This window comes from Mucilaginibacter sp. KACC 22063 (assembly GCF_028736115.1).
Taxonomy (GTDB): Bacteria; Bacteroidota; Bacteroidia; order Sphingobacteriales; family Sphingobacteriaceae; genus Mucilaginibacter.
In genome coordinates this window covers 2,150,838-2,174,876 of sequence record NZ_CP117877.1, presented here as the reverse complement: position 1 = coordinate 2,174,876, position 24,039 = coordinate 2,150,838, and the positions used below count along the sequence as shown (strand labels likewise).

At 42.1% G+C, this 24,039-nt stretch carries 14 protein-coding genes; 2 read left to right on the top strand and 12 right to left on the bottom strand.

Annotated features, from left to right (window positions below; genetic code table 11):
• Positions 1-60: 60 nt before the first annotated feature.
• Positions 61-1,698, bottom strand: coding sequence for a RagB/SusD family nutrient uptake outer membrane protein (locus PQ461_RS09520; RefSeq protein ID WP_274303670.1), 1,638 nt, complete (start codon positions 1,696-1,698; stop codon positions 61-63).
• Positions 1,699-1,724: 26 nt separating this feature from the next.
• Entirely contained in the window at positions 1,725-4,817 is a 3,093-nt protein-coding gene (locus PQ461_RS09515; RefSeq protein WP_274303668.1) for a SusC/RagA family TonB-linked outer membrane protein, read from the bottom strand.
• Between the two features lie 494 nt (positions 4,818-5,311).
• Here PQ461_RS09515 and PQ461_RS09510 point away from each other — a divergent pair, with 494 nt between their 5' ends.
• Positions 5,312-6,196: a helix-turn-helix domain-containing protein gene (locus PQ461_RS09510; protein ID WP_274303666.1), complete on the top strand. Its 885-nt coding sequence runs from the start codon at positions 5,312-5,314 to the stop codon at positions 6,194-6,196.
• Positions 6,197-6,313: 117 nt separating this feature from the next.
• Here the strand turns inward: PQ461_RS09510 and PQ461_RS09505 are convergent, their stop codons facing one another.
• On the bottom strand, positions 6,314-8,017 hold the full coding sequence (locus PQ461_RS09505) for a tetratricopeptide repeat protein (RefSeq protein ID WP_274303665.1): 1,704 nt from the start codon (positions 8,015-8,017) through the stop codon (positions 6,314-6,316).
• 568 nt (positions 8,018-8,585) lie between these two features.
• On the bottom strand, positions 8,586-9,032 hold the full coding sequence (locus tag PQ461_RS09500) for a YbhB/YbcL family Raf kinase inhibitor-like protein (RefSeq protein WP_274303664.1): 447 nt from the start codon (positions 9,030-9,032) through the stop codon (positions 8,586-8,588).
• Between the two features lie 529 nt (positions 9,033-9,561).
• Between PQ461_RS09500 and PQ461_RS09495 the strand changes: the two genes are divergently transcribed.
• A complete protein-coding gene (locus tag PQ461_RS09495; RefSeq protein WP_274303662.1) occupies positions 9,562-11,859 on the top strand; it encodes a S9 family peptidase in 2,298 nt (765 codons plus the stop codon).
• Positions 11,860-12,099: 240 nt separating this feature from the next.
• Here PQ461_RS09495 and PQ461_RS09490 read toward each other — a convergent pair whose 3' ends face one another.
• The 8 genes from PQ461_RS09490 to PQ461_RS09455 all read right to left on the bottom strand — a co-directional run bounded on the left by PQ461_RS09490 (position 12,100) and on the right by PQ461_RS09455 (position 24,036).
• Positions 12,100-15,261: a M1 family aminopeptidase gene (locus PQ461_RS09490; protein WP_274303660.1), complete on the bottom strand. Its 3,162-nt coding sequence runs from the start codon at positions 15,259-15,261 to the stop codon at positions 12,100-12,102.
• 3 nt (positions 15,262-15,264) lie between these two features.
• A complete protein-coding gene (locus PQ461_RS09485) occupies positions 15,265-16,140 on the bottom strand; it encodes an ABC transporter ATP-binding protein (protein WP_274303657.1) in 876 nt (291 codons plus the stop codon).
• Between the two features lie 73 nt (positions 16,141-16,213).
• Positions 16,214-16,420, bottom strand: coding sequence for a helix-turn-helix domain-containing protein (locus PQ461_RS09480; protein WP_274303656.1), 207 nt, complete (start codon positions 16,418-16,420; stop codon positions 16,214-16,216).
• A 1-nt stretch (position 16,421) separates the two neighbouring features.
• Positions 16,422-16,934 (bottom strand): hypothetical protein, encoded by a 513-nt coding sequence (locus PQ461_RS09475; RefSeq protein WP_274303655.1) that lies wholly within the window; start codon positions 16,932-16,934, stop codon positions 16,422-16,424.
• A 384-nt stretch (positions 16,935-17,318) separates the two neighbouring features.
• Entirely contained in the window at positions 17,319-19,649 is a 2,331-nt protein-coding gene (locus PQ461_RS09470) for a glycoside hydrolase family 31 protein (RefSeq protein ID WP_274303653.1), read from the bottom strand.
• Positions 19,650-19,730: 81 nt separating this feature from the next.
• On the bottom strand, positions 19,731-22,091 hold the full coding sequence (locus PQ461_RS09465; RefSeq protein ID WP_274303650.1) for a glycoside hydrolase family 127 protein: 2,361 nt from the start codon (positions 22,089-22,091) through the stop codon (positions 19,731-19,733).
• Entirely contained in the window at positions 22,091-23,887 is a 1,797-nt protein-coding gene (locus PQ461_RS09460) for a carbamoyltransferase family protein (RefSeq protein ID WP_274303648.1), read from the bottom strand. The genes PQ461_RS09465 and PQ461_RS09460 overlap by 1 nt, the downstream gene beginning before the upstream one ends.
• Positions 23,887-24,036, bottom strand: coding sequence for a DUF5989 family protein (locus PQ461_RS09455; protein WP_274303645.1), 150 nt, complete (start codon positions 24,034-24,036; stop codon positions 23,887-23,889). Before PQ461_RS09455 ends, PQ461_RS09460 begins: the two co-directional genes overlap by 1 nt.
• Positions 24,037-24,039: the final 3 nt, after the last annotated feature.

Genomic DNA, 24,039 nt, shown 5'->3' with positions numbered 1-24,039 from the left:
ACAGGCCTAAGCCTGCCGTCGAAAAACAAATCAATATAAAAAAAACTAAAAAGATGCGCATTAATAGCCAGGGTTCTGAGTTAAATTCTTATTTAAATCTCGTTCAGATTGTGGTATAGGCCACAATTCATTTTTACCGACAATAAAATTTCGTTTCTTGTAGATGTAATAACCATCGGCATCAACCGGAAATGCGGTATAACTTGACGGCGTGTTCGTCAGTTTCATGCCGGTAAACTGGCGATTGTTCTCGGTACCTAATATACCCCAGCGTAAGCAGTCATAATAGCGCAATCCTTCAAAGGCAAACTCAATGTGGCGCTCGCGGCGGATGATCGTCCTCAACGCACTTGGGTCTGTAGTAGTAACCGCCGGCATATGTACTGCCGAGCGACCGCGAACTTTATTAATAGTTGCATCTAACAAAGACTGATCAATTGCTGCACCCGACTCTAACTTTGATTCAAGGTAGCTTAACAACACCTCTGCATAACGGATAAGCGGAAAGTTGTTGCCCGAGTTAAAAGCGCTCGCAACATTTGGGTCATCTTCCAGGAACTTGTAAATGCAATAGCCGCTCCACACGCCAGGATATTCATCAAGACGGTCTGGTTTGTTAGTGCCCGGAGTGGCAGAATAGGTAGTCCCCCTGAAACTTGTACGGCCAGGTATCATAATGTTGAAATCCAATCGTGGGTCGCGGTTATTGTACGGGTTGTTTTTGTCGTATAATGGCGACTGGTCTATCGTTTTTCCATCAATGCACTCATAATCTTTTACAAGTTCGTTAAATGGCGAATACTGATGCCAGCCACCCCAGGTTTCAGGGGTTAGATATTGAAGTAAAACGTGGCTGTAGGTATCCTTGATGTATTGCATGGAAAGAATCACTTCGTGACTGAGCTCTCCGGCATTAAGGAACAATTCACGATAACGCGGATCAATGATATAATAATTCATATCAATAATTGCCTTATAACTAACAGCAGCATCGGCCCATTTTTTCTCAACCATTTGCAAACGCCCCAGAATAGCCAGTGCTGCAGCGGCCGTCATGTGTCCTTGTTGTGCATCCGGCACGTATGCAGGCAATACAGCTGCAGCGGCTTTTAATTCGCTTTCGCAAAATGCCCATATATCTGCCTGAGAAGCCCTTGTTACGCTGTTTGCCTGATCAGTAGTTAATAAATGCTGTACAAGCGGTACCCCTCCAAAGTATAGCCCCAGGTTGAAATAATCATAAGCCCTTATGGTGCGTACTTCTGCAATCATCACATTTTTGGCGGTCGCATCCATACTTACCTGGCCAATATGATCAAGAAAGTTATTGCATCTCCCAATTTGTGTATAAGCCTGTGAGTAAAAGGCCCCAACAAAGCTGTATGAAGAATTCAACGTACCATCGGTGAAATGATCCGGGATTGATTCTTTCTCAGAACCATCACCTGCCATCAGGTCAAGGTTTACCATTGATGTACCACTCCAAAAGTTGTAGCTTGTCCAGCCAGAACCCGAATCATACACCCCGTTAAGCGCCAACGTTGCATCGTTAGCCGTTTTCCAGAACGTAGCGTCGGATATAGAAGATAATGGTTGTTTATCAAGTAAGTTTTTCTGACAACCCGAATTAACGACCGACAACAGACAAACTGCCATAATTGTACCGATCGTTTTTTTGTTGTAAAATCTCTTTCTCATATGTATATTGATTTATAATGAGTTGCTTAAAATTTAACATTTACACCAAAAGTATATATCGCTGTAATGGGGTAATAATTTGGTGAATCACCCGAACCCTGCATGTTTTCAGGATCCCATCCTGGATAGAAATGATTCCAGCTGAACAGGTTTTGTCCTCCGGCAAATACCCTGATCTTACTGATATGAAGCTTCTGCGTTACGCTGGCAGGTAAGGTATAACCAATCTGTGCATTCTTTAAACGAAGGAATGTACCTGATCTGTTCCAGAAAGAGTTGGTCTGAACGTTCTCACTGCCCTGGCTCAGATTAGTAATTTGCGGATACTTAGCATTCGGATTTGGGTTTGCAGGTGTCCATGCATTGTCGACCTGCCATTGTTGGATGTTGCCACCGTTGTAATAAGCATACGCCATGTAAGAACCCATCTGCTCCTGATAGCCACCTAAGCCTGCAAATAAGACAGAAAAATCGAAGCCCTTGTAACCCGCATTGATATTTAAACCGTATGAAGTTTTAGGATTTTGAAAGCCGATAATGGTTCGGTCATAAGCATCAACCTTTCCATCAGGCACGCCGTTTGGCCCGCTGATGTCTTTAAACTTTATTACACCTGGTTTACCTGCAATAGGCTGCGCAGGGTAATTAGCAACATCGTTAGCATCCTTGAAAATACCGTCAGCAACATAACCGTAAATTGGGTTCAACGGCTGCCCCAGGAAGAAGTTAGGTATCACATATTGCAGGTCGCCCGCTATTTTAATTACCTGCTGTTTGTTGTACGAGAAATTAGGAGAAACCGCCAGGCTGAACTCACCAATTTTGGCATTGTAAGTCAGGTTGGTTTCAAAACCTTTATTCCTTAAAGATCCGGCGTTTACTATCGGAGAACTAAGCCCAAGTGTGCTGGATACAGGAATATTATATAGGATGTCTTTTGCAGTTCTTTGGTATAAGCCTAAAGACCCGCTTAATTTTCCATTCCATAAACTAAAGTCGAGACCAAGATCAATAGATGTGGTAGTCTCCCATTTTATATCCGGGTTTGCTGCCGAGGTGACTGCTGCTCCTGGTGCTAAAGTCCCGCCAAAATTATAACCCGTACTTGTGCTGATGCTGTACTGATAAGGGTAATTAGATGGTATATTGGCATTACCAAGAGAACCATATGATGCTCTAAGTTTCAATTCATCTACCCATTTAACTGCATCTTTAAAGAACGGCTCTTCCGAAATACGCCATCCTGCTGATGCACCCGGGAAAAAGCCGAACCGATGGCCTGGTGCAAATCGTGAAACACCGTCTTCGCGTGCATCCAGTTCTAAAAGGTATTTTCCTTTGTAATCATAGTTTAAACGACCAAAGTAAGACTGGAAAGCATACTCATTTGCAGACCCGCTGTTTTGCATGTTTGTAGTAGCTCCGGCATTTAACTGATATAAGAGGTTGTTAGGAAATTTATCACGATAGGCAGAAAATGAATCGTCACGGTGCTCTTCCTGAGAATAACCTAAGAGTAGCGTAAAATTGTGCGACTTAATTGATTTTACGTATTTGGCAAGCGCATTTAAAGTAACCTCATGCCCATCATAAAATGACTCGTTTAAGTTATTTGGTCCAACGTAGGTGTTTTTGTCTAAATAAATATCAGGCACATAGGTAGTATTTACACCCGTATAATAATGATAACCGGCGGTACCGCTTAAAGATAGCCCCTGAAGTATATTCCAGGTTAGCATGGTATTACCATAAAAGTTTTTTGCCCTGAAATTGTTAAAACCGGGGGCGTCCAGCCAGGCCTCGGGCGAATAATTATCCTGGTGCCCGTAAGTTCCGTCGGATTTACGCCCGGCGTAAATGTTGGGTTCACGAACGGCAAAACCAATAATGTTAGTGATACCGCCATAGCTGGATTGAGGTTGATTTTGAATTTGATTGAAACCCGTAATACTGGTTTTCATAGTTAGCTTATCTGTCAATTTGCTATCTATGTTGGCAAGGATATCGTATCGCTTATTATTAGTGCGTGCAGTAATACCATTATCATTACGATAGGTGGTAGAAAACAGGTAGGTGTTTTTATCCGTTCCACCTGAAAAACTCACATTATGATATTGCTGAAAACCTGAACCTGAGTTTAACAGGTCCTTAAGATGATATACATTCGGATAATTATCCGGATCTGTACCGCTTGCATATTTGGCTACCACATCCGGCGTTGCACCGGTAAGCTGTGCATAGGTGGCTGAATTTACAAATTGCGGCAACTCGGTAACTTTTTGCCAGCCTACGTAATTATTATAAGCAATTTGATTGGCTCCGGCTTTACCGCGCTTTGTTTGGATTAAAATAACGCCATTGGCAGCACGGCTACCGTATATGGAAGCAGAAGCAGCATCTTTAAGCACCGAAATACTGCCGATATTATCAGGAGCAACATCGTCAATTGAGCCGGCTATACCATCAATTAATACCAAGGGGCTTCTGCCCGAGTTAAACGTACCAATACCACGTACAGTAACGCTGGCGCCACCGCCACCAGGCTGGCTCCCCCCCTGCTGAATTTGTACACCGGAAGCCAAACCTGCAAGCGCCTGCGAAGTTTGTGTGATTGGCCTGTTATCCAATTGATCTGATGTTACAGTGGCTACGGACCCGGTAAGGTTAACCTTTTTCTGTGTACCATAACCCACAACTACTACTTCGTTGAGCGCCCGGTTTTCTTCCTTAAGTTGTATATTAACTACTTTTTCACCATTTGCCTGTACTTCGCGGCTGGCGTAGCCCATATAGGAAAATACCAGGGTTACATTATAATCCGCAGCATTGATCGAATAATTTCCCTGATTATCAGTAACAGCGCCTGTTGTGCCATTTTTAATTTTTATAGTTACCCCGGGCAAACCAAGGCCATTTGCATCGGTAACCTTTCCGGTAATGACAACAGCCGCATTATTTTTTGACTGATGATTGAGTTTGTTAAATTTTATGTTTGCAGCTGAATTGTTTCCCGATGCCGCGATGGCTGGTGTTATTGTAGCATGTAATAGCAATGGCACACTACAAGTCATCATGAAAAACTTACTCCAGCTTTTATAGATTGGTAAATTACTATTCATAAATTAGGGTTGTTTTATCGTAATTTTTAGACAATAGATCCCACTTCACCCTTTTTAAGGATGTTAAATGGATGAACAGAGCATTGAAAAAGTGTTTTTAGCCCTTTTTACTTGAAATAGTTGTGTTTAATTTCTCATGGTTTTTAATTTTAGGTCTTCTTAATAATTGGTTAATTAGGATTTTGCCACTAAGTATCCTTCTCATTGATACCTGGCATTTGTATTTATTGATATCTGTTTTCCCAAAACTTTGGTTAAGCCTGCACATAATACCATCCGCACACTAATTATTATGCGTAGCTACAAGCTTTACATGAGTTTATGAAAAATTACAATTGGTTATCAGATAAAGCTTAGTAAAGCAGTTGGCTTTAAAAGCGTTATACAGATCAAATCTATTGTGTAGATACCCGATAGATTTATCCAAATCCAACTTTATTTTTAACAAAACAGATATTTTGTGATATTTTTATCTTAATCGAAAATATTTTAAGATGATAAAACGAGTATTACGCCACACATTTTCCTTATTAAATACAGATCATGTAAAACTTGACAGGCGCTGGAATTATAAGAATGTGATCAGCCCTTATCATCGCATATATTATATTGATGAAGGGGAAGGCGAAATATCTAATATGGAAACGGCACTGAAATTAGAAGCCGGTTATTTATACATTATACCAAGTTTCACCTTGTGTAATCTGACCTGCCAAAGTTATCTGAGCCAATTTTTTGTACAGTTTTTTGAAGAATCATCAGACGGTATTTCAATGTTTGCCAATAACAGGTCGCTGTTTAAAGTAAAAGCTAATGAAATAGATGTTATAAATTTCAAGCGACTGGTGACTATTAATCCGGGTAGAGGTATCAACCGGTCTGATAATCCAAGAATATACGAAAAAAATGTTTTCTATAAAGAGTATCAGGATTTAAACAACCAGCAGAATATGGCTGATTTTTTGGAAACCCAGGGCCTGCTGCTTCAGCTGGTAGCGCGGTTTGCTACGGCAGAGGTTTTCAAACAAAAGGAGGTGCGTTATATACCAGTTAAAATTTTGGATTCCATCAGTTATATTTCCGTAAGCTTACATTTACCTCTTTCAGTTTCGTTACTGGCAGAGCGCGCCAATCTTAACCCCGAATACTTTTCCCGCCTGTTTCAGGAGTTTACCGGCATACGCCCTTTAGCTTATATTAATGAAAAGAGAATAGAAAGGGCACAATACCTGGTTGTAACCAGCCCAATGACTTATTCTGAAATTGCTGAACAAACCGGCTTTGAAAGCCTTTCCCATTTTTCGAGAAACTTTAAGCAGATCACAGGGCTTTGCCCACGAGCTTATAAGCAACAGATTTATTCAAATCGTCCACAGTAAGAAATAAGTCGCTTTACAATTATTAGAGTTGGGGAGGAATCGCATTATAACACATTTATTTTTTGCAAAAAAGCCGGGCAGGTCATTACCCTGCCCGGCAGCATCATAAAATGATAATTATTTTTTTGCTGTTTTATTCTCTTTACGGGCAAAATATGCTTTAGCCTCCCTATTGTCCGGAGATGCTGCAAGTGCCTTTTGAAAATCCTCTTCAGCTTTGCTATCGTCTTTGGCAATCAACTCATTATACGTACCTAAATAAGCATAAGCCTCACCAAGGTTTTTTTTAGTACGTTCATCAGTTGGATTGGTATTGCCCTTAAGTGCTACAAACTGCTCATAGAAAGGCTTAGCATAAGCTTTCATATTACTGCGGTCATTTTCTTTTAAATCATTTAAACGTGCCCGATATAAGAAAACGTCTGCTACCGGCCTTGATGCTGTTTTTTGTTGCACATAACTAAAAGCAGAATCCCCTTTTGCAAGTAATGAAGAGTCTGGCGGCACGGTTGTTTTTTTGTTCAAATAATCAAAATACTGATCACTGTAACCATAATAGTAACTCATACCCACACGAAAATAATCATTAAGCTTACCATGATGCGATTTGGCAATATATTTTTCATAAGCGTCGCCTGCTGCCGCGTACTTCTTCTGACCATATAGCATAGTGCCAATCTCTGCATAAGCATCAGCCATTGTACTATCCATTTCAGCTGCTTTTGTTAAATTCAATATGCCAAGCGAGTCCTGATTATTCTTAAATTGAAGGCGTCCGAGATATAAATAATCACGGGCAATTATTCTTTTTGGTGCAGCTTCTGTAATGAACTTATTAATGGCTTCCAGTCCTGCCGGATAGTTTTTGTTTTCATACGCAGCATAACCCAGATAGCGATATATCCGAAGGTTACTTTTGTCAGATTTTGCCAATTCATTGGCAACCTGTTCAAGTGTTTTGTAGTCGCCTGATTCAATTAAAAAGTCGGCATATCGCATTTGTGATTCCGGGGAACGGTCGGTAAGGTCAAGGTATTTTTTGTAGAAAGCAGCCCCTTGCTTTACTTTTTCTGATGCTACTTTAGGATCAGACTGCGCCCATCTTAAGCTTGTTTCAGCAAGTTCACGATAAGCTGGCCCATAATTAGGATCAAGAGCAATTGCCTTATTTAATTCTTCAATAGCACCTTCAAAATTATTAGCCTGTTTCCATAACGAACCTATGGCAACATCAATCTCCGGCGATTTGGGATCTAAGTTTTGTGCCGTAGAATAACTACCGTATGCCTTTGTGTTATCAAGTTTGGCATGATATGCATCACCTAACGTGATATAATATTCAGCATCCTTAGCACCCCACTTTGCTGCTTTTTCTAATGTTGATAAAGCCATATCCACATTAGGGCTTGGTTTCATTAAATAGGCTTTGGCTGTATAAATGTATGGCTGGTCGGATTTGCCTGCATAAGTTGCTGCCTGATCAAAGTTTTGCATAGCCGCAGAATTGTTATTCTCTGACCTGGCAATCTGGCCTAAACCAACATAATTTAAAGCCGACTTATTATTTGCCGTTATACCTTTAGTAAATACTGCCTTGGCAGAATCGGGATAGTCTTGCAATAAATAAACCCAGCCCAGGTAAAAATAATTTTCATCCTTACCCGGATCAGCAGCGGTCATTGATTTAAGCATGGTTTTAGCTTTTTGATACTGCTCTGCCTGGATGGCTTTCTGTGCATCAGTTAATTTTTGTGCAGATGCGATGGTAGTCATGGCGACTGCACCAAGTGTCAGGACACTTGTTTGGGAAACAATCTTCATAATTAATTAAGTAATAAATAAAATTGGAACGATAGCAATATATGAGTTCAATCAACCTTTGAGGCTAATGAGATAATTGCAGAAATAGAATATTGGGGAAAGATGATATCAGATCCGGAGCACACAAAGCCTTAAATAACAGCTTTGCTTTTGATCTGAAATGAATACGAAACTTTTTAATCGGGCAAAAAAGCATGATAACAACAATGCAGCTGCTGCCATACAAAAGAAAATCAACCCTGAAAATTGCACATGGGGAACATGCTGAGCAGAAAGCCGCTCTTCAAATGATTTTTCTATTTGCCGGGTGTATGAATAAGGTATTTTGCCGATTTCACCAGCGGCCCTATTCTCAGAAAGGTGTGTAATTTTTGAAATTATAGCAGCAGACGGATATACGTATTGCGTAAATTTTACAATTACGAATATCGCTACAAACGAAAGAATAAAATATTTAAAGGTTTTACTCCTGATCATTACACTGCTTAATGCCTTAACACAATTATAAGCAATTGTCAATTTAACAACAAACCTTAAAAAATATTATTGCCCTAATGGATAAGTGTTATTACGGTAAGTTATTGTAATGAAAATTCAGGGATACTTTCTCTATGACATGCCTTTCTATTAACTTATTTATATCGGCGTAACCAGTTGTATGCGGAACATCTAATACTATATCTAATGCATACAAATCGAATGTATAGTTACTTACACCGCCATAATACTTGGGGCAGGGGCCTTCGTAACCTAAGGTATTATTTGTACATAGACCCTCTGTTGCGCCTTTGGGAGCTGTGCCTTCTTCTACCCATTTGGTTTGTGGCGGAATGTTAAAAACCAGCCAGTGTATCCTAAAATTATCTTCGCTTTGATTATCCCTTAAAACCAGGAGAAGGCTTTTTGCCTCTTGTGGTACTTCGTCAAAAGTTAGCGGAGGTGAAATGTTTTCTCCGTCGCAGGTATACTTCTCTGGAAATTTTTGTCCGGCTGCAAAATCACTGGTCAATTTCATGGGGTATATTTTATTAATCAAAGTATGTAAATCAATAATTGTTTGTTATGGTTAAACATTAAATTGATATAATTAAAACCTGAAATATGATAAGCTGTTACTTTAAATGCACTTAATACTTTTACCATGTCAATTCTTTTTACTACCCCTATTGTAGCACTTATACTTGCCATTGGCGCTTATTTAATTTACCGCCGAACAAAGCGAAAAGATTAATCATCTGATGCTGCATGCATCGGTCAGCTAATCTAAGATTATGAAGCAGAAGGATATCTTGTGATTTAATCAACAAGGGCTTACTCAGTCAATATTTAAATCTACATTAAGTTAAGATCAATTTTTTCAATTATATCGTTTCTTCTACTGCAATCGAAACCCTGCAAATCCATTAATTATTAAATATTTTTATGGATTCTGTTTCAGCATTGCTTAAAATGATCAGAAGATTTGATAAATGCTTGCTATAATAGGTTAATTTACTAATATAGAAGCTTACATGCCATTGTTACTTTTAATCTTATTTAAAGCAATGGGAAATTACCGGCACATCACTGCAATACTTTTACTTGTATTAATAGCTAATGTTAGCTATTCACAACAGCATAAAGTTCAACCCTATTGGCCAACACATGCAGAAGTACTTAAAAACTATAAGGCGGCTGATGCGCTTGACTCTGCTTTAAAAAAAATACCGGTAACCACCAGTCTTAATGCTAACTGGTCAGCAGGCGCAAATCAGTTTTGGTATCGTAAAAGATTATCTGATAAAAATGCAGCCTATATATGGGTTGAGCCTGAAAAAGGCAATAAACGCCTGCTTTTCGAAAGCGAACCTTTAAGCCAACAAATCAATAAAATGACAGGTAAGGCCATAAACGGGAGCACGCTGAAGATTGACGATATGTTTTTGAGTGCTGATAAAAAGCAGGCGATTTTCAAGACTGATGGAAATTGGTTCGAATATAATTTAGGTACCCTACAATGCACCAGTACCTTAGATACCTTACATATAAAATATGATAATGATAAACCATTGCAAGAGCGCCATGAACGTTGGGAAGGCGCAAATGCAGACTCTGTATCGCCAGATAAACAATGGATTGCACTTATAAAAGGCGGCAACATTATTATTAAATCAAGAAATTCTTCAACAGAGATTAAATTAACTAATGATGGCAGCCCGGAGAAGCCTTATGGTGAATTAACATGGTCGCCTGACAATAAACATTTAGTAGGCTATCTTATCGATCCAAAAAAAGCAAAGCCTGTTTATTACTTGCTTAGTTCAGTACCAGGCACTACCCGGGCTGCATTAAAATCTCATGATTACGAGCAACCGGGGGATGAGTTTACCTCTTATCAGCAATATCTATTTAATATTGAAACTAAAAGTGCGATAAAGACAGACTCGGAAAAGATAGATTTTTTCGGTGCGCCGAAACTTCATTGGCGTAATGGCAACCCTCGTTACTTTACTTATGAGAAAGTAGACCGCGGGCATCAGCGTTTCCGGGTTATAGAAGTAGATGTTACAAATGGCAAAACACGAAATATTATTGACGAAAAAACCAAAACCTTTATTTATGAGCAAAGGCTTTATACATATTATGTTTCAAAGGCTCACCAAATAGTATGGATCACAGAACAAGACGGCTGGCGCCATATTTATTTAGTAGATGAATTGAGCGGCAAACAGAAGTTGATTACTAAAGGAAATTGGGTGGTGCGTGATATTGATAGCGTGGATGTTTTAAAAAAACAAATATGGTTTAAAGGAAGTGGAAAAAACGCTGGAGAAGATCCATATTTTATACACTATTATCGCATCAACTTCGACGGTAAAAACCTTGTTGATCTCACTCCTGAAAAAGGAAATCACAATGTTGTGTTGTCTCCGGATAGAAAATTTTATATCGATACTTATTCTGAGGTTAACCTGGCACCTAAAATCCTGTTAAAAAATACTTCAGATTTAAAAACTGTTATGGAATTGGAACAGGCAGATTTAACTAACCTGCTCGCCACCGGACTGAGGCTGCCAGAGGTTTTTGTGGCTAAGGGCAGAGATGGTAAAACGGATATCTGGGGAGTGGTTTACCGCCCTGCAAATATGGATCCGGCTAAAAGCTATCCTGTAATTGAGAACATTTATGCAGGTCCGCAAGACTCATTCGTGCCTAAAAGCTTTTATGCCGTTAATGAAATGGAAAGTATGGCGCAGTTAGGTTTTATTGTAGTGCAAATTGATGGTATGGGCACTGCTAATCGGTCAAAAGCCTTTCATGATGTATGCTGGCATAATCTTGCCGACGCTGGCTTTGCCGACCGCATACTATGGATGAAGGCGCTTGCTGCAAAATATCCGCAGGTTGACATCAGCCGCATAGGTGTATATGGTACTTCGGCCGGAGGACAGAATTCTGCCGGTGCATTATTGTTCCACCCTGAATTTTACAAGGCTGCTGTATCGGCCTGCGGATGTCACGATAACCGCATAGATAAACAATGGTGGAACGAACAATGGATGGGCTATCCGGTAGGCCCACACTATGAACAGCAATCAAACATTACCAATGCAGGCAAGTTGCAGGGTGATCTGATGCTGATTGTTGGCGAAGCAGACACCAATGTTCCGCCCGAGTCTACCTACCGTTTTGCAGATGCCCTGATCAAAAACAATAAGATGTTTGATTTACTGGTTGTACCAGGCATGGGGCATAGTGATGGTGGCCCTTACGGACGTAAAAAGAAGCGGGACTTTTTTGTAAAACACCTGCTTAATGCAGAGCCGCCTGCACGAAACACAAATGAATTAGCGCAAAATTAGATTAAAAGCGAAAGCTTGACCAACAGGCTTTCGCTATGATAGCATTTTGCTTTTACCCCTCCCCCTGCTTAATGCTAACCGGCATTTGAAAAACGCACTGTAAGTGTCCATTCCTGACAATTAACAGAACTAAACAGTTCAAACCTTATCAAATAATGAATATATGACAACGTACGACTTGTGACCTCCTTTGTAAACTTGTTATCTGATAAAGTATGTTTATAAGTATTGGCACCATCTTTACATGAACATTTTCCTGATCAGAGCTTGTTGCCTGGGATTGCTCACCATACACAATTCATTAATGAGGTCTGTAGATGTAGGCGCCAAGCTGGGATAACGATGTTTCATCAATAAGTTCTTTAACGCCCTGTTAGTTTTTTCTTCGCCGATCAAATTACTCACCTGATGCATGATCAGCAGCCCTTTATCATAATAAAGATGAGTGTCTTCCGGTCTTGCCTTATACAGTGGCGGTTCCTTAATGAATCCGCGTTCAGACAGATATATTTGTTGATGAACTGCTAACTTTTCAGCCACGGCTTGTGGCCCGAGTTCATGTTTTGCCAACATAAGCTCGGTATACATCGCCAAAGTTTCAGTCAGTAATTTTGAACCTTCACGTTCATCTGGAGCCAACTGCCCGTTGCCCCACCATTGGTGCGAAAGTTCGTGTGCGGCCAGTTCGTTGATCACATCCTGTCCACGGTCGGTATGCAGGTTATCATGAAAAAGCATATGCTCCGTCATAAAGATCGTTGCCGGATAAGCCGTGCCGGCAAAGCCGTCAGTAAAGGAAGATACTTCCGCAAAGCGGATGGTTTTATAGGGATAGGGCCCGAAATTAGTTTGGCAATAATCTAATGTATGAGCTGCATTTTCGATGAGGTGCGCAACATTCTCCGGATGCTTGCTGTCATAATATACGGCTATCTCTGTTCCTTTGTATTGTATTTTTTTGATCTGATAGGCGGCCGCCGACAGTCCGAATCTGAAAGGTATCGGCATTCCGGATAGATATAGATAATAAGAGCGGTTACCAGACTGCCATTGCTTTGCCAGATTCCCGATACCAACCACTGATTGCCCTTGTGGTACCGAAACCGTCATGTCCAGATCAATGAACTCATTGATAACTCGCGGCGCTTCTAACCTGGTTAACGGGGTTAAAGCACCTAACTTTCTTTTTCTTCTTTCGGCAAGGGAGGATATTTCCTGATCGGCTTGATAGCCAAAACGTGGAAAATAATTGCTGATACGTAAGAACGTGCCGTTATGTACAATTGCATTAAACGATTGATGACCGGTGAACCCGTTCCATCGGTAAGCGAATGAAAATACTAAAGTTGCACTGTCACCCGGCATCAGGTTATCTTTCAAAGATACCAGGCCAGTGTGTGTATTTAAGGGTTGTTCAGGCCCGCCTGCGCGGTAAGTAATTGCCTTAACATCTATGTCTTCATCAAAATTAATCAGTAACCTGTTTATAGGAGTCACACCTTTGTTTTCCAATAAATAGCTACCCCAAACCCGGTAAGCGTTGCGGCCGGGTTCCAGGTCAATTTTTGTTATCACCCGGGTGATAACCGGCTGGTTAATGCGTGACAGCTTACGGTAGGCCCGCTCATATTTTTCACTTTCGTCCAGCTTTTGTTGCTCACTTACCGGAGGTACTTTACTATAAATATAAACGCCTGTAAATACGCACAAAGCAAGCGGAAACAGGAGATAAAGCACCTTTAGCTTAGTGAGACGCTTAAGGCCATAACTCATCATTAGCCAGGCAAACGTTATCAAGCTTGCACCATAGATTACCCTCCACAGAAAACTCCTGAGATAGGCATCCCATCCGTTCATTTCACTATACCTGGCTGCATAAGCAGCCGTAAAGCGCAGTAACGGATGTGTAACGCCAACGCTTTTACCTGCAGCGGTGGTCAGTAAAATCATAACTATGCAGGTGATGAGGAGCCCCAGCCATTTCCGGTTGATAAAATGCTGTATCATCAATATAACACCTGCACACATGATTAAGGGAACATCGATAAGCCAGTAAAGCATAACATATACCCGCCAGTCTATCCGCATGTATTGATACACGACTTGAAAAACAATCCCGGTGAGAATAATCAAAGTTGTTAACACAATAATTATTATTGCGAGCGAAATCCACTTGGAAAGTAGTAAATGGTTTTTACTTACCGGGGTACTGCTTTCAATCAAATCAAAACGTTGGTCAGTACTCCGCCAATACAGTTCGTGCGCATAAAACAATGTCACCAGCAGCAGCAAGCCCGGCAGATTATACAGTATCCTGTTGACGATAAGGCCGCTGGTTGCATATTGTTCGGGTAAACGGATACCCTGATCTATGCTGCCATAAAACTCCATGCTCATGTAAAATACCAGGCCTATGGTGATCATAACCAACCCTATGCTTTTGCATAATGGCCCGGTGGCTTGTTTGATCAGGCTGGTAAGTACCATCCTTGAATATCTGACGCCATAGGGTTCGCTTGTCAAAGCCTGATAGGCAGGTAACGAGTTATTGGATTTTTGAGGTAAAATCTTTTTATACTTACCTCTTTCGTGCAGCGTAAAATTAAATTTAAGATAAGATAAAAACAAAAGCATCAAGCTAAGTACCGTATACATAAACCTGTTATACAATAGGTTACCTGACAACAACATCACAACATTGTTCTTTTGCGTAACTGTCCACAAATTCGTTTGCTGGTAAAATGCGGACAGGCCAAATGGATCAACCTTCGCGGCAAGCTCAAGCGCTTTAGCTGATTGTGGCAGACTACCCGCCATCATGGGCGACCCAGAATAGGTCAGGATGATGAGATAACTGATATAAATAAATAACCCGGAAATAAAGATCATCAGTTTATTACGGGTAAGCCACGCTACCGAACTGATAAATACCACGCAATAGAAAATATTCGGTAACGCGATAATTAACATTGGCTGGATGTAAAACCAAAGATTAAAAGACCGGTAAGGAACCCTGTCTCCGTCAGCAATATGGCCCGACATAAAACCAGCTACGAGCAGGATAATACAGATCGTAGTTAATATAAAAACAGCACCAAACCGGCTCGACAGATAGGACGCTTTACGCATAGGCGTTGCATAGAGAATGACATCAAACCGCGCATCAACTTCTTTAAAAAGTATTTGAGAAGCAAACAAGGTAGTGATAAATATCCCGGTAAGGCTAAGCAAACCGATCATTTGAGCTACGCTGTATGGGGAGTTACGATAAATATCATTACCTGCACTAAATGACATTTTTAAACCGACAACAAACCCTGATGCGCAAAGTAATAATAGGGCAATATAAATGCCGGGCTTCTTAAAATAAGCGCCCAGTTCAAATTTCAGTAAATTAAACATGCGTTAGTTTTTGGCAGTTAATAAATGGAAGTATACATCCTCTAAAACTGGGTTTACTCGTTCAAACCCATTATTGGGCTCTTTATCATCATAAACATGTATGCGGAGCCTTCCCATAATCAGTTGTGAGGATATAAGGCGAAACTGCTGTTCATATACAGCTTTATCCGCTTTATTAATGGTTTTCTGCCACACCTTACCTTCCAGGCCTTTGATAAGTTCAGCAGGCTCGCCCTGGGCAATAATGCGTCCTTTATGCATTACGGCCATCCGGGGACAAAGATTTTTCACATCCTCTACCAGATGTGTAGAGAGAATAACGATCCTTTCTTCACCAATCTCACTAAGCAGGTTATTCAAACGGTTACGCTCCTCTGGATCCAACCCTGAAGTAGGTTCATCAACGATTACCAGTTTAGGATCGCCCAGCAAAGCCTGAGCCACCCCGAATCGCTGACGCATGCCGCCGGAAAAAGTATGCACCTCCTTATTCCGCTGTTCATAAAGATTTGTCTGGGCAAGCAAGGCCAGCACCTGCTCTTTTCGGGAAACAGCATTGGTGAGTCCCTTTAGCACAGCGATGTGGGTGAGCAAGTCATATGCGGACACTTTGGGATAAACCCCAAAATCCTGTGGTAAAAAACCGAGTTGCTTTTTTAATGCTGAAGGGTCCTTCAGAACGTTTGTATCATTAAAGTATACCTCGCCTTCATCAGCTTGCTGCAAACCGGCCAGTGTCTTCATCAGAGATGATTTTCCGGCACCATTGGGTCCTAACAACCCAAACATACCATTACCTATCTCCAGCGAAAGACCGTCCAATGCTTTTACGCCATTGGGGTATATTTTACTCAGGTTTTTAATGGAAAGTGTGTTCATATTTAAATTTCAAGACATAGTAATGGCCGTCCCTGGCTTTGCCGGGGGCTAACTAATTGGTTATAAGCAATGATTAATCTGCGACGTACTCCAGTATGTCGCCTGGCTGACAATTAAGAGCCTTACAAAGGGCTTCAAGGGTATCGAAGCGTATACCTTTTGCTTTACCCGTTTTTAAGATCGAAAAATTAGCTGGCGTCATATCCAGAATCTCTGCCAGCTCCTTACTTTGCATTTTGCGCCTGGCCAGCATCACATCTACATTTACTACTATGGCCATATCACAGAATGAGGTCGTGTTCGCTTTGTAAATGATATCCTTCTTTAAAAATAGCAGCCATAAAATAACTGAATACCCCCAGCAGCATATGCAGGATAACCAGAATTTGCAATGGCGATTCCACATCATATACTATTGAAATCAGTAACATCGCCAAAGCCGGTATCACCAGGTTGCCGAGATAAAATATTCTCAGTTGACGAATACCGTAGGCCGTAAACAGCTTTGTTTGTGTAAACACATGAAACACGTTACCTACCAGCAGAAAAAACAAAGCATACAAGCCCAGCAGTAAAAGAAACATGATGATGTATCCGTTGTTGTACTCGCCCAACAGGTAGGGAATGTGTGTAAAAGGATAATCAATCTCAAAACGGCGACCGCTATCAATCAAGTTCAAAGACCAACCGGTATATAATGAAACTGCTGAAAGCAGGAACGATAACAGATATCCTACTGCTGCTATCCTGCTGACGACCGAAAGTATTCTGGCGATAAAACGAACTATCTTCATATTATTAAAATATACTGCAATAGTACAATTAATTATTGTAAAACAATAATTAATTAAGAAACAAACGATTTAATAGCGACCAGCGATTAGCATATGATGCTTCAGAATGTTTTCATCAGATTTTGATGATTGCAGCGACGGCAATTATACAGGATTCTGAGCGGTGGATTTAATTAACTTAATATCAATGTACTCTGCCACCAACTTGTGGGATTATTAAGCATCGTATTACAGGAACACTAATATGACGTATGCATGCATTGTATCTCTACAAATAAGGGGTGTCGAAAGATTCGGTCAATTAAGGGTTCACAATTACTTTTAGCAGTTTAGTGAGACCTAATACGAAAGGGCGCATAGGTCTCGCTTCGATGCCTTAGCACTTTAGAAGGCCACCGTTTTAGTTTTTCCTGTATAAGCTACTGTTTTGTAGGTGTTACTGTCTTCATTCATGTCTTTCAGCGCAGGGGCTATGGTTACCCTGAACTTACGGCTTTTGAGCAAGCCCGGGAAATCACCATGACGGTCGCCAATCGTTAGCTTTTTCTGCTGGTTATCCCAATGAAAGGTGATGGTACTGTATTTACCCTGCTCATAGTTGTAGCTGTCGTTCTCGTCTTCATACAAGGTAAAATCGCCATCCGCACCGGGATAGATCCGGATATCGAGCGCATCCCACTTCTTTTCGGCAGCATACTGAACTTTTGGCCCCCATGGAATAATCGATCCTGCTTTTACGTAAAGCGGTACTACATCAATAGGCGCTTGCTTTTCTATCGTTTTTCCGCCAGAAATTTGCTCGCCTGTCCAGAAATCAAACCATGATGAGTTGTCTGGCAGATAAACCGATCTGGATTTTGCTCCCTTTTCAATCACCGGTGCCACGAGGAATGATTTACCGAATAAAAACTCGGTATTCAAGTCCAGCACTTTTGTATCAGCAGCATAATCAGCCGCTAACGGACGTAAAAAGGATGCGGCTTGGTTCGTCACACTCCACCCGGTGGCATACAGGTAAGGCAGCAGGCGATAGCGCAGATTGATACATTTTTCCTGTGCATCAAAGGCCCAATCGCCTCGTTTGCCAAACTGGTAGATTTCGCGTGGTATATCCGTTCCGTGCGAGCGCATCATCGAAGTAAACGTCGAAAACTCCATCCAGCGGACATACAGCTCCTGAAAATCCGGGTTCATGGCTCCCCCACCCTGTCTGAAACTGCCTGCAAAGAAACCGCCGATATCCACGTTCCAGTAAGGCAGGCCGGTAAGGCCAAAATTAAGTACTGCCGGGATCTGCCTCCGCAGGTTTTCCCAGTTAGACCCTAAATCGCCGCTCCAGGTATCCGAGCCGAAACGTTGCTGCCCTGCAAATGCAGAGCGGGTTAATAACATCACCCGTTTTTGTGTTGATGTTGCGCGTTGATGTTCATACACCCCTTTGGTATGCTGAAGCGGAAAAGCATTTAGCCAGTTGCGATAAGTACCCAGGTAAGTGGGCTGATCCCAGTCGCTTTCTTTAATATTGATATGATCAGGTTCGGTTGAATCGAGCCACCATGCATCCGGACCAAGTGAGAATATGCCTTTATTCAGGTAAGACCAGTAAATATCCCTTGCCTCCGGGTTGTACACGTCATAAGGTTTTGCACCGCCGTTCGGCGGCCAGGTATCGAAGTTGATCAGCATATGTTTCTTGCTGAACTCTGCATACTGCGGCGTTTTTGGGCCGAAGCCGGGCCATGAAACGATGAATAAGTGTGCATTCATCCGGTGTATACTATCGATCATGGCTTTAGGGCGGGGATATGTTTTCGGGTCGAAAGCCATCGCATTCCAGTTGCTATCCGGACCCCAGTATTGCCAGTCTTGCACAACGCCATCTATCGGAATTTTTAATGCCCGGTATTTTCTGGCCACTTCTACCAGTTCAAACTGGGTTTTGTAACGCTCGCGCGATTGTATAAAACCAAAGGCCCACAATGGTTTCATGGGTACCTGCCCGGTTAGCGTACGCATTTCTGCAACCACGCCGTCTGTGCCGCGACCTGCCATCACGTAATAGTCGATGTTATCGCCGCGCTCAGAATCAAAAGAAGTTTCCTGCTTGTTATCGTTAAAAGTAGTAGGCGAATAATTGTCCCAATACAATCCGTACCCTTTAACAGACTGAAAGAAAGGGATACAAACGCGGGTATTCCCTTGTTGCAGAAACACTTTTTCGAAACGTTGGCTCAACTTACCGTTTTGCTGCTGCCCTAAGCCATAGATCACCTCGGTAGTATCTAATTTAAAAGCCTGCCTCACTTCAAAAGTTGCTTTGCCCTTGTCATCTACTTGCGTAAACTGCGCGCCATAATCTTTTTCTGATAGCAGCGGCTGACCTGCGGATGTTTCGAACCATACTTTACCCGTTGCAAGGTTTAGATTAGCAGTTAACTTGCTGCTTTTAATAGTTACTACATTACTATTACGCGTAACAGCTAACGGAACATTCTCCGGCTGTTTAATTACCGCGAGGCTGTTCTTTGTAAAATGATGCCCAACAGGAAACTTTTCTACCCGGGCAATAGCCGGCGAGTAGAATACAATGTTCACAGAAACGCCGTCTATTACAGCTTTCACACCTTCTTTAGATTGCTGATAGTTCTGCGCAAAAAGAACAGAAGGCATTGTGATAAAGGTTACGAATAACCATTTATAAAGATTTAATTTCATTGTTTATACGTTTAGATGTATGTTAATTATCAGGCCCCTACCTATGTTGAATTTTATCTTAATAGTTTTACACTATAAATTTTATCTTAATAGTTTTACACTATAAATGGGTGCAGTTCTTTTGCCACCTGTTGCAACGAATTTCACTTCCAGTACCTTGTTAGTTTTTGCTAATCCATCCGGCAGTTTAAATTCTTTGGTAACTACCGCCTCGGCAGCATTATCCGCTACATTAATGTGTGCGATGTTTTGCCCGTTAATGTACACCTCAAACTGCCGGTCACGGTCTTTGCCCGAATAGCTGATCTGTAGTACGGTAGTTTGTGCATTACCCCCAAGCTTGTAACTAAAGAAATCACCTGCATCGCGCCAATGCCTGTTGTTAATAATTCCTGTGTTTGAATTTTGCGAGTTAAGTGCGTGGTCAACTTCGGGTTGCTGTTCACCGGCATTCACACCATCTACTATCCTCGAAGCAAGGCGGGTACTTAGCTTGTCTTCAGCTTCCAGTTGCTGTTCGCGCTGTGAAATGGAATCAGCTTTGGCCACGGGCCAGTAAAGCATATAACGCGCATCGTGAAGTTTATAAAAAGGGATCAGTTTCAGGTTTTTGTATTTCGCCTGGTATATCAGCGGTGAGATGCTGAAGTTTGCATTACTGCCTTTTACCGGTGTCAGCGCGGCAGAAAGATCGCCGCCTTTATCAACGATCAACGGCGCCTGGGTGAAATCATACAGTTTACCCCTGGCGATATGTCCCCAGCGGCTGTCGTCTGCTTTCAGGCCTAATAGATCGGTCGTATCGGTTGGCGCGGCCAACACAATCGGCCCATGCAGAAACGATACCCATTCTGAATGGTCCGGCAGGTATTCTACAGAATTCTTCATGGGTAGGGCAATAGTTACCACATCGCCAGTTTTCCACAAACGGTTAACGGCCAGGTAACCTTTAATCCCGTTCTGTGCTTTTACGCTTTTGCCATTAACCTTTATATCAAAGCCGTTAGCAGCCCATGATGGTTTGCGTACATACAGGTTAAATTGTTGCGGCTTTTTAACCGTTACCATCAGTCGGGTGCTTTCGCGATCTGGAAAATTATTCTCCTGCTTTAAGGTTATTCCATTACCGCTCCAGTTCAATACCGATGGGATGAACAGGTTGACATAGATATCTTTCCCCTGGTGTGCATAGATCAGCTCGCCATACTTGCCGTGGTTTTCCATACCGGTACCTACGCAGCACCAGAAGCTTTCATCGGCCGTGGAATATACCCTGTAATGCCTTGGATGGATCGGTGTAAAGTAAACGAAGCCACCTTCTACCGGATGCTCTGATGACAGAATATGGTTATACAACAACCGCTCGTAAAACTCCATATACTCCGGCGAGTGGTCATCCAAAAACAGCATTTTGGTCAGCTTCAGCATGTTGTTGCTGTTGCAGGTTTCTGGCCCCTGTTCAGATTCGAGCATGGGCAGGAAGTTATCAGAAGGGTTGAAATGCTCGCGCACACTGTTGCCGCCAATGGAGATGGTACGTTTATCAACTACGGTTTTCCAGAAAAAACGGGCAGCAGCATGATAAGCAGTATCCTGGTTGAGTTCGGAAATACGTTCAAATCCTATAATCTTTGGGATTTGGGTATTCGCGTGCAACCCGGTAAGTTTGTCCTGGCGTTTCTCCAGCGGTTGCAGAATCGCCTGATGACAAAATCGCTGTGCCAGTTGCAGGTATTTTTTATTCCCGGTAATATCAGCAACATCTGCAAAAACTTCATTCATGCCGCCGTGCTCGGTATTCAGCATGCGCTGCATTTGCTCAGGCGTTAACCCGGCGGTTTCTTCGTCTGCCCAGTCTGATAATTTAATCAGCACTGCTTTAGCTTTTGCATTATGCGCCAGCAACCAGCAATCACGTAAGCCCGCGTACAGTTTATGCATATTGTACCAGGGCACCCACTTTTTGTTGAAGCTGCTAAAATCGCCGTTCTTCACCTCGGCCCACATAGCCATCCCGCCCGGTACACCGCCTACATAGCCATTCTTATTATTCTGCTGGCAGCGGGCCAGCTCGTCTACCATGTAATTAAGCCTTTTTAAACACTGTGGGTCCCCGGTAGCGGCATACATCTGGGCCAGAGCGGTAAGATAATGCCCGGCAGTATGCCCATCCAAACCGCTATCTTCCCAGTTGCCATAGCTTTTAGCTTTAGGCGCTAAACCGCTTTCCCTTAAAAAAGGAGCCAGCAGACGATCCGGATCAAGCTTCAACATATAGTTGAGATCGGTTTGCTGGGCAACCAAAAACGGGCTTGATAATAGCTTGACATCTTCTAACGGGAATAATTCGATTGGTTTGCTTTGGGCTGCAACCCGCGAATTGATCATTCCGCACGCCAGCGCGAGCATCAAGCCATATCCAATTCTTTTTCTATTTTTCATTAGTGAATATTTAGGTTCTCAGATTTGTAAATCAATATATTTTCAAATGCCAGCAGATCCATATCCGTTTTCAGGAAGCATGATACTGCATCGTCAGGCGTACAAACAATCGGCTCGTCCATTACATTAAAGGAGGTATTGATCAGCATAGGGCATCCGGTTACAAGATAGAAAGCTTGCAGCAAATGATAAAAGCTTCCGTTAAGTTCGTCCACCGTTTGTACACGGGCAGAATAGTCGACATGTGTAACCGCCGGAATCGTAGTTCGTACTTCGTTAAGCGTATTTACCCCAACTGCAAAGCTATCGTCTTCATCCCCATCTAACTGCCCTTGTGATACAGGTGCGGTGAATAACATATACGGACTGGCAACCCGCAGATTGAAATATACATGGCAATACTTTTGTAGAACTGCCGGAGCAAAAGGCCGGAACGACTCGCGGAACTTAATTTTAAGATTCAGCTTTGATTGCATACCCGGATCACGCGGATCAGCCAGTATACTTCTTGCACCTAATGCGCGCGGCCCAAACTCCATACGGCCCGAAAACCATCCAACTACCATCCCTTCGGCAATTTTCCCGGCCACAGTTTTCAGGTAATTATCGGGGTTAAGCTTATGATACCTGATGTTTAACTTATTAAGCGTTTCCTCTATTTCTTTCACATTAAATTCCGGCCCCAGCAACATTTGCTGCATCTGATTTTCATTGCCGGCTTGCCGCTTATTTTGCAGATGTTGATAATAGACGAACATTGCCGCACCTACCGCTCCGCCTGCATCCCCGGCTGCGGGTTGTACCCATATATTTTTGAATATCCCGCTTCTGAGCAGTTTGCCGTTGGCTACACAATTTAATGCGACACCGCCTGCCATACATAAGTTTTCGCAGCCCGTTTTCGCTTTTATATCCCATGCAATTCTTAGCAATATTTCTTCAGTGACGTTTTGTATTGATGCCGCCACATCCATGTGAAACTTCGTGATGGTTTCATCTTTCTGCCTGATCTTGTTACCAAACAGCTTCACAAAGTTTTGATTAACCATGGTCAGCCCGGCTGCATAATTGAAAAAATTCATGTTGATGCGGAAGGAACCATCAGCTTTCACGTCCACCAGACATTTATAGATGAGTGAGCTGTAAACAGGTTTTCCGTAAGGGGCAAGCCCCATCACTTTATATTCATCGCAATTTACCTTAAAACCCAGGTAGTAAGTAAAAGCAGAATAAAGTAAGCCAAGCGAATGCGGAAAATTAATATGTTTAATCCGGCTGATGTTGTTTCCGTGGCCAACAGCAATAGAAGAAGTCACCCATTCCCCGGCCCCGTCAACGGTTAAGATAGCCGCCTTTTCAAATGGTGATACAAAAAAAGCAGATGCTGCATGCGAGAAATGGTGTTCGCAAAATAACAATGCCCCTTCCCTGTATTTCCAGTTTTGATCTATCTGTTGCAGGGCCTTACTGATATTTCCCTTGGTAAACAATTTATCTTTTATCCATATAGGCATTGCTTTCAGGTAAGCCCTTAAGCCGTACGGGGCAAATGCAAAAATGGTATCCAGCAAGCGTTCAAACTTCAGGAAGGGCTTTTCATAGAATACCACATGATCTACTTCTGTTAAGGCAATACCTGCTGCAGAAAGGCAATACTTAATTGCCTCTTCAGGAAACGACGCATCATTTTTAATGCGGGAAAAACGTTCTTCCTGCACAGCAGCCACAATAGTCCCGTCTTTTATAAGACAAGCAGCGCTGTCGTGATAATAAGCAGATATGCCCAGAATATACATTAGAAAAGAGAGTAGATAAAGGTGGACAATGCGGTGCTTTGGGCAACAAACAAAAACAGGCTGAGCAGGATTATCAACGCCAGAAAAGGCCACATCCAGTATTTTTTCCGCTTTCCTAAAAATATCCAGAATTCGATCAGCGTATTCATTAC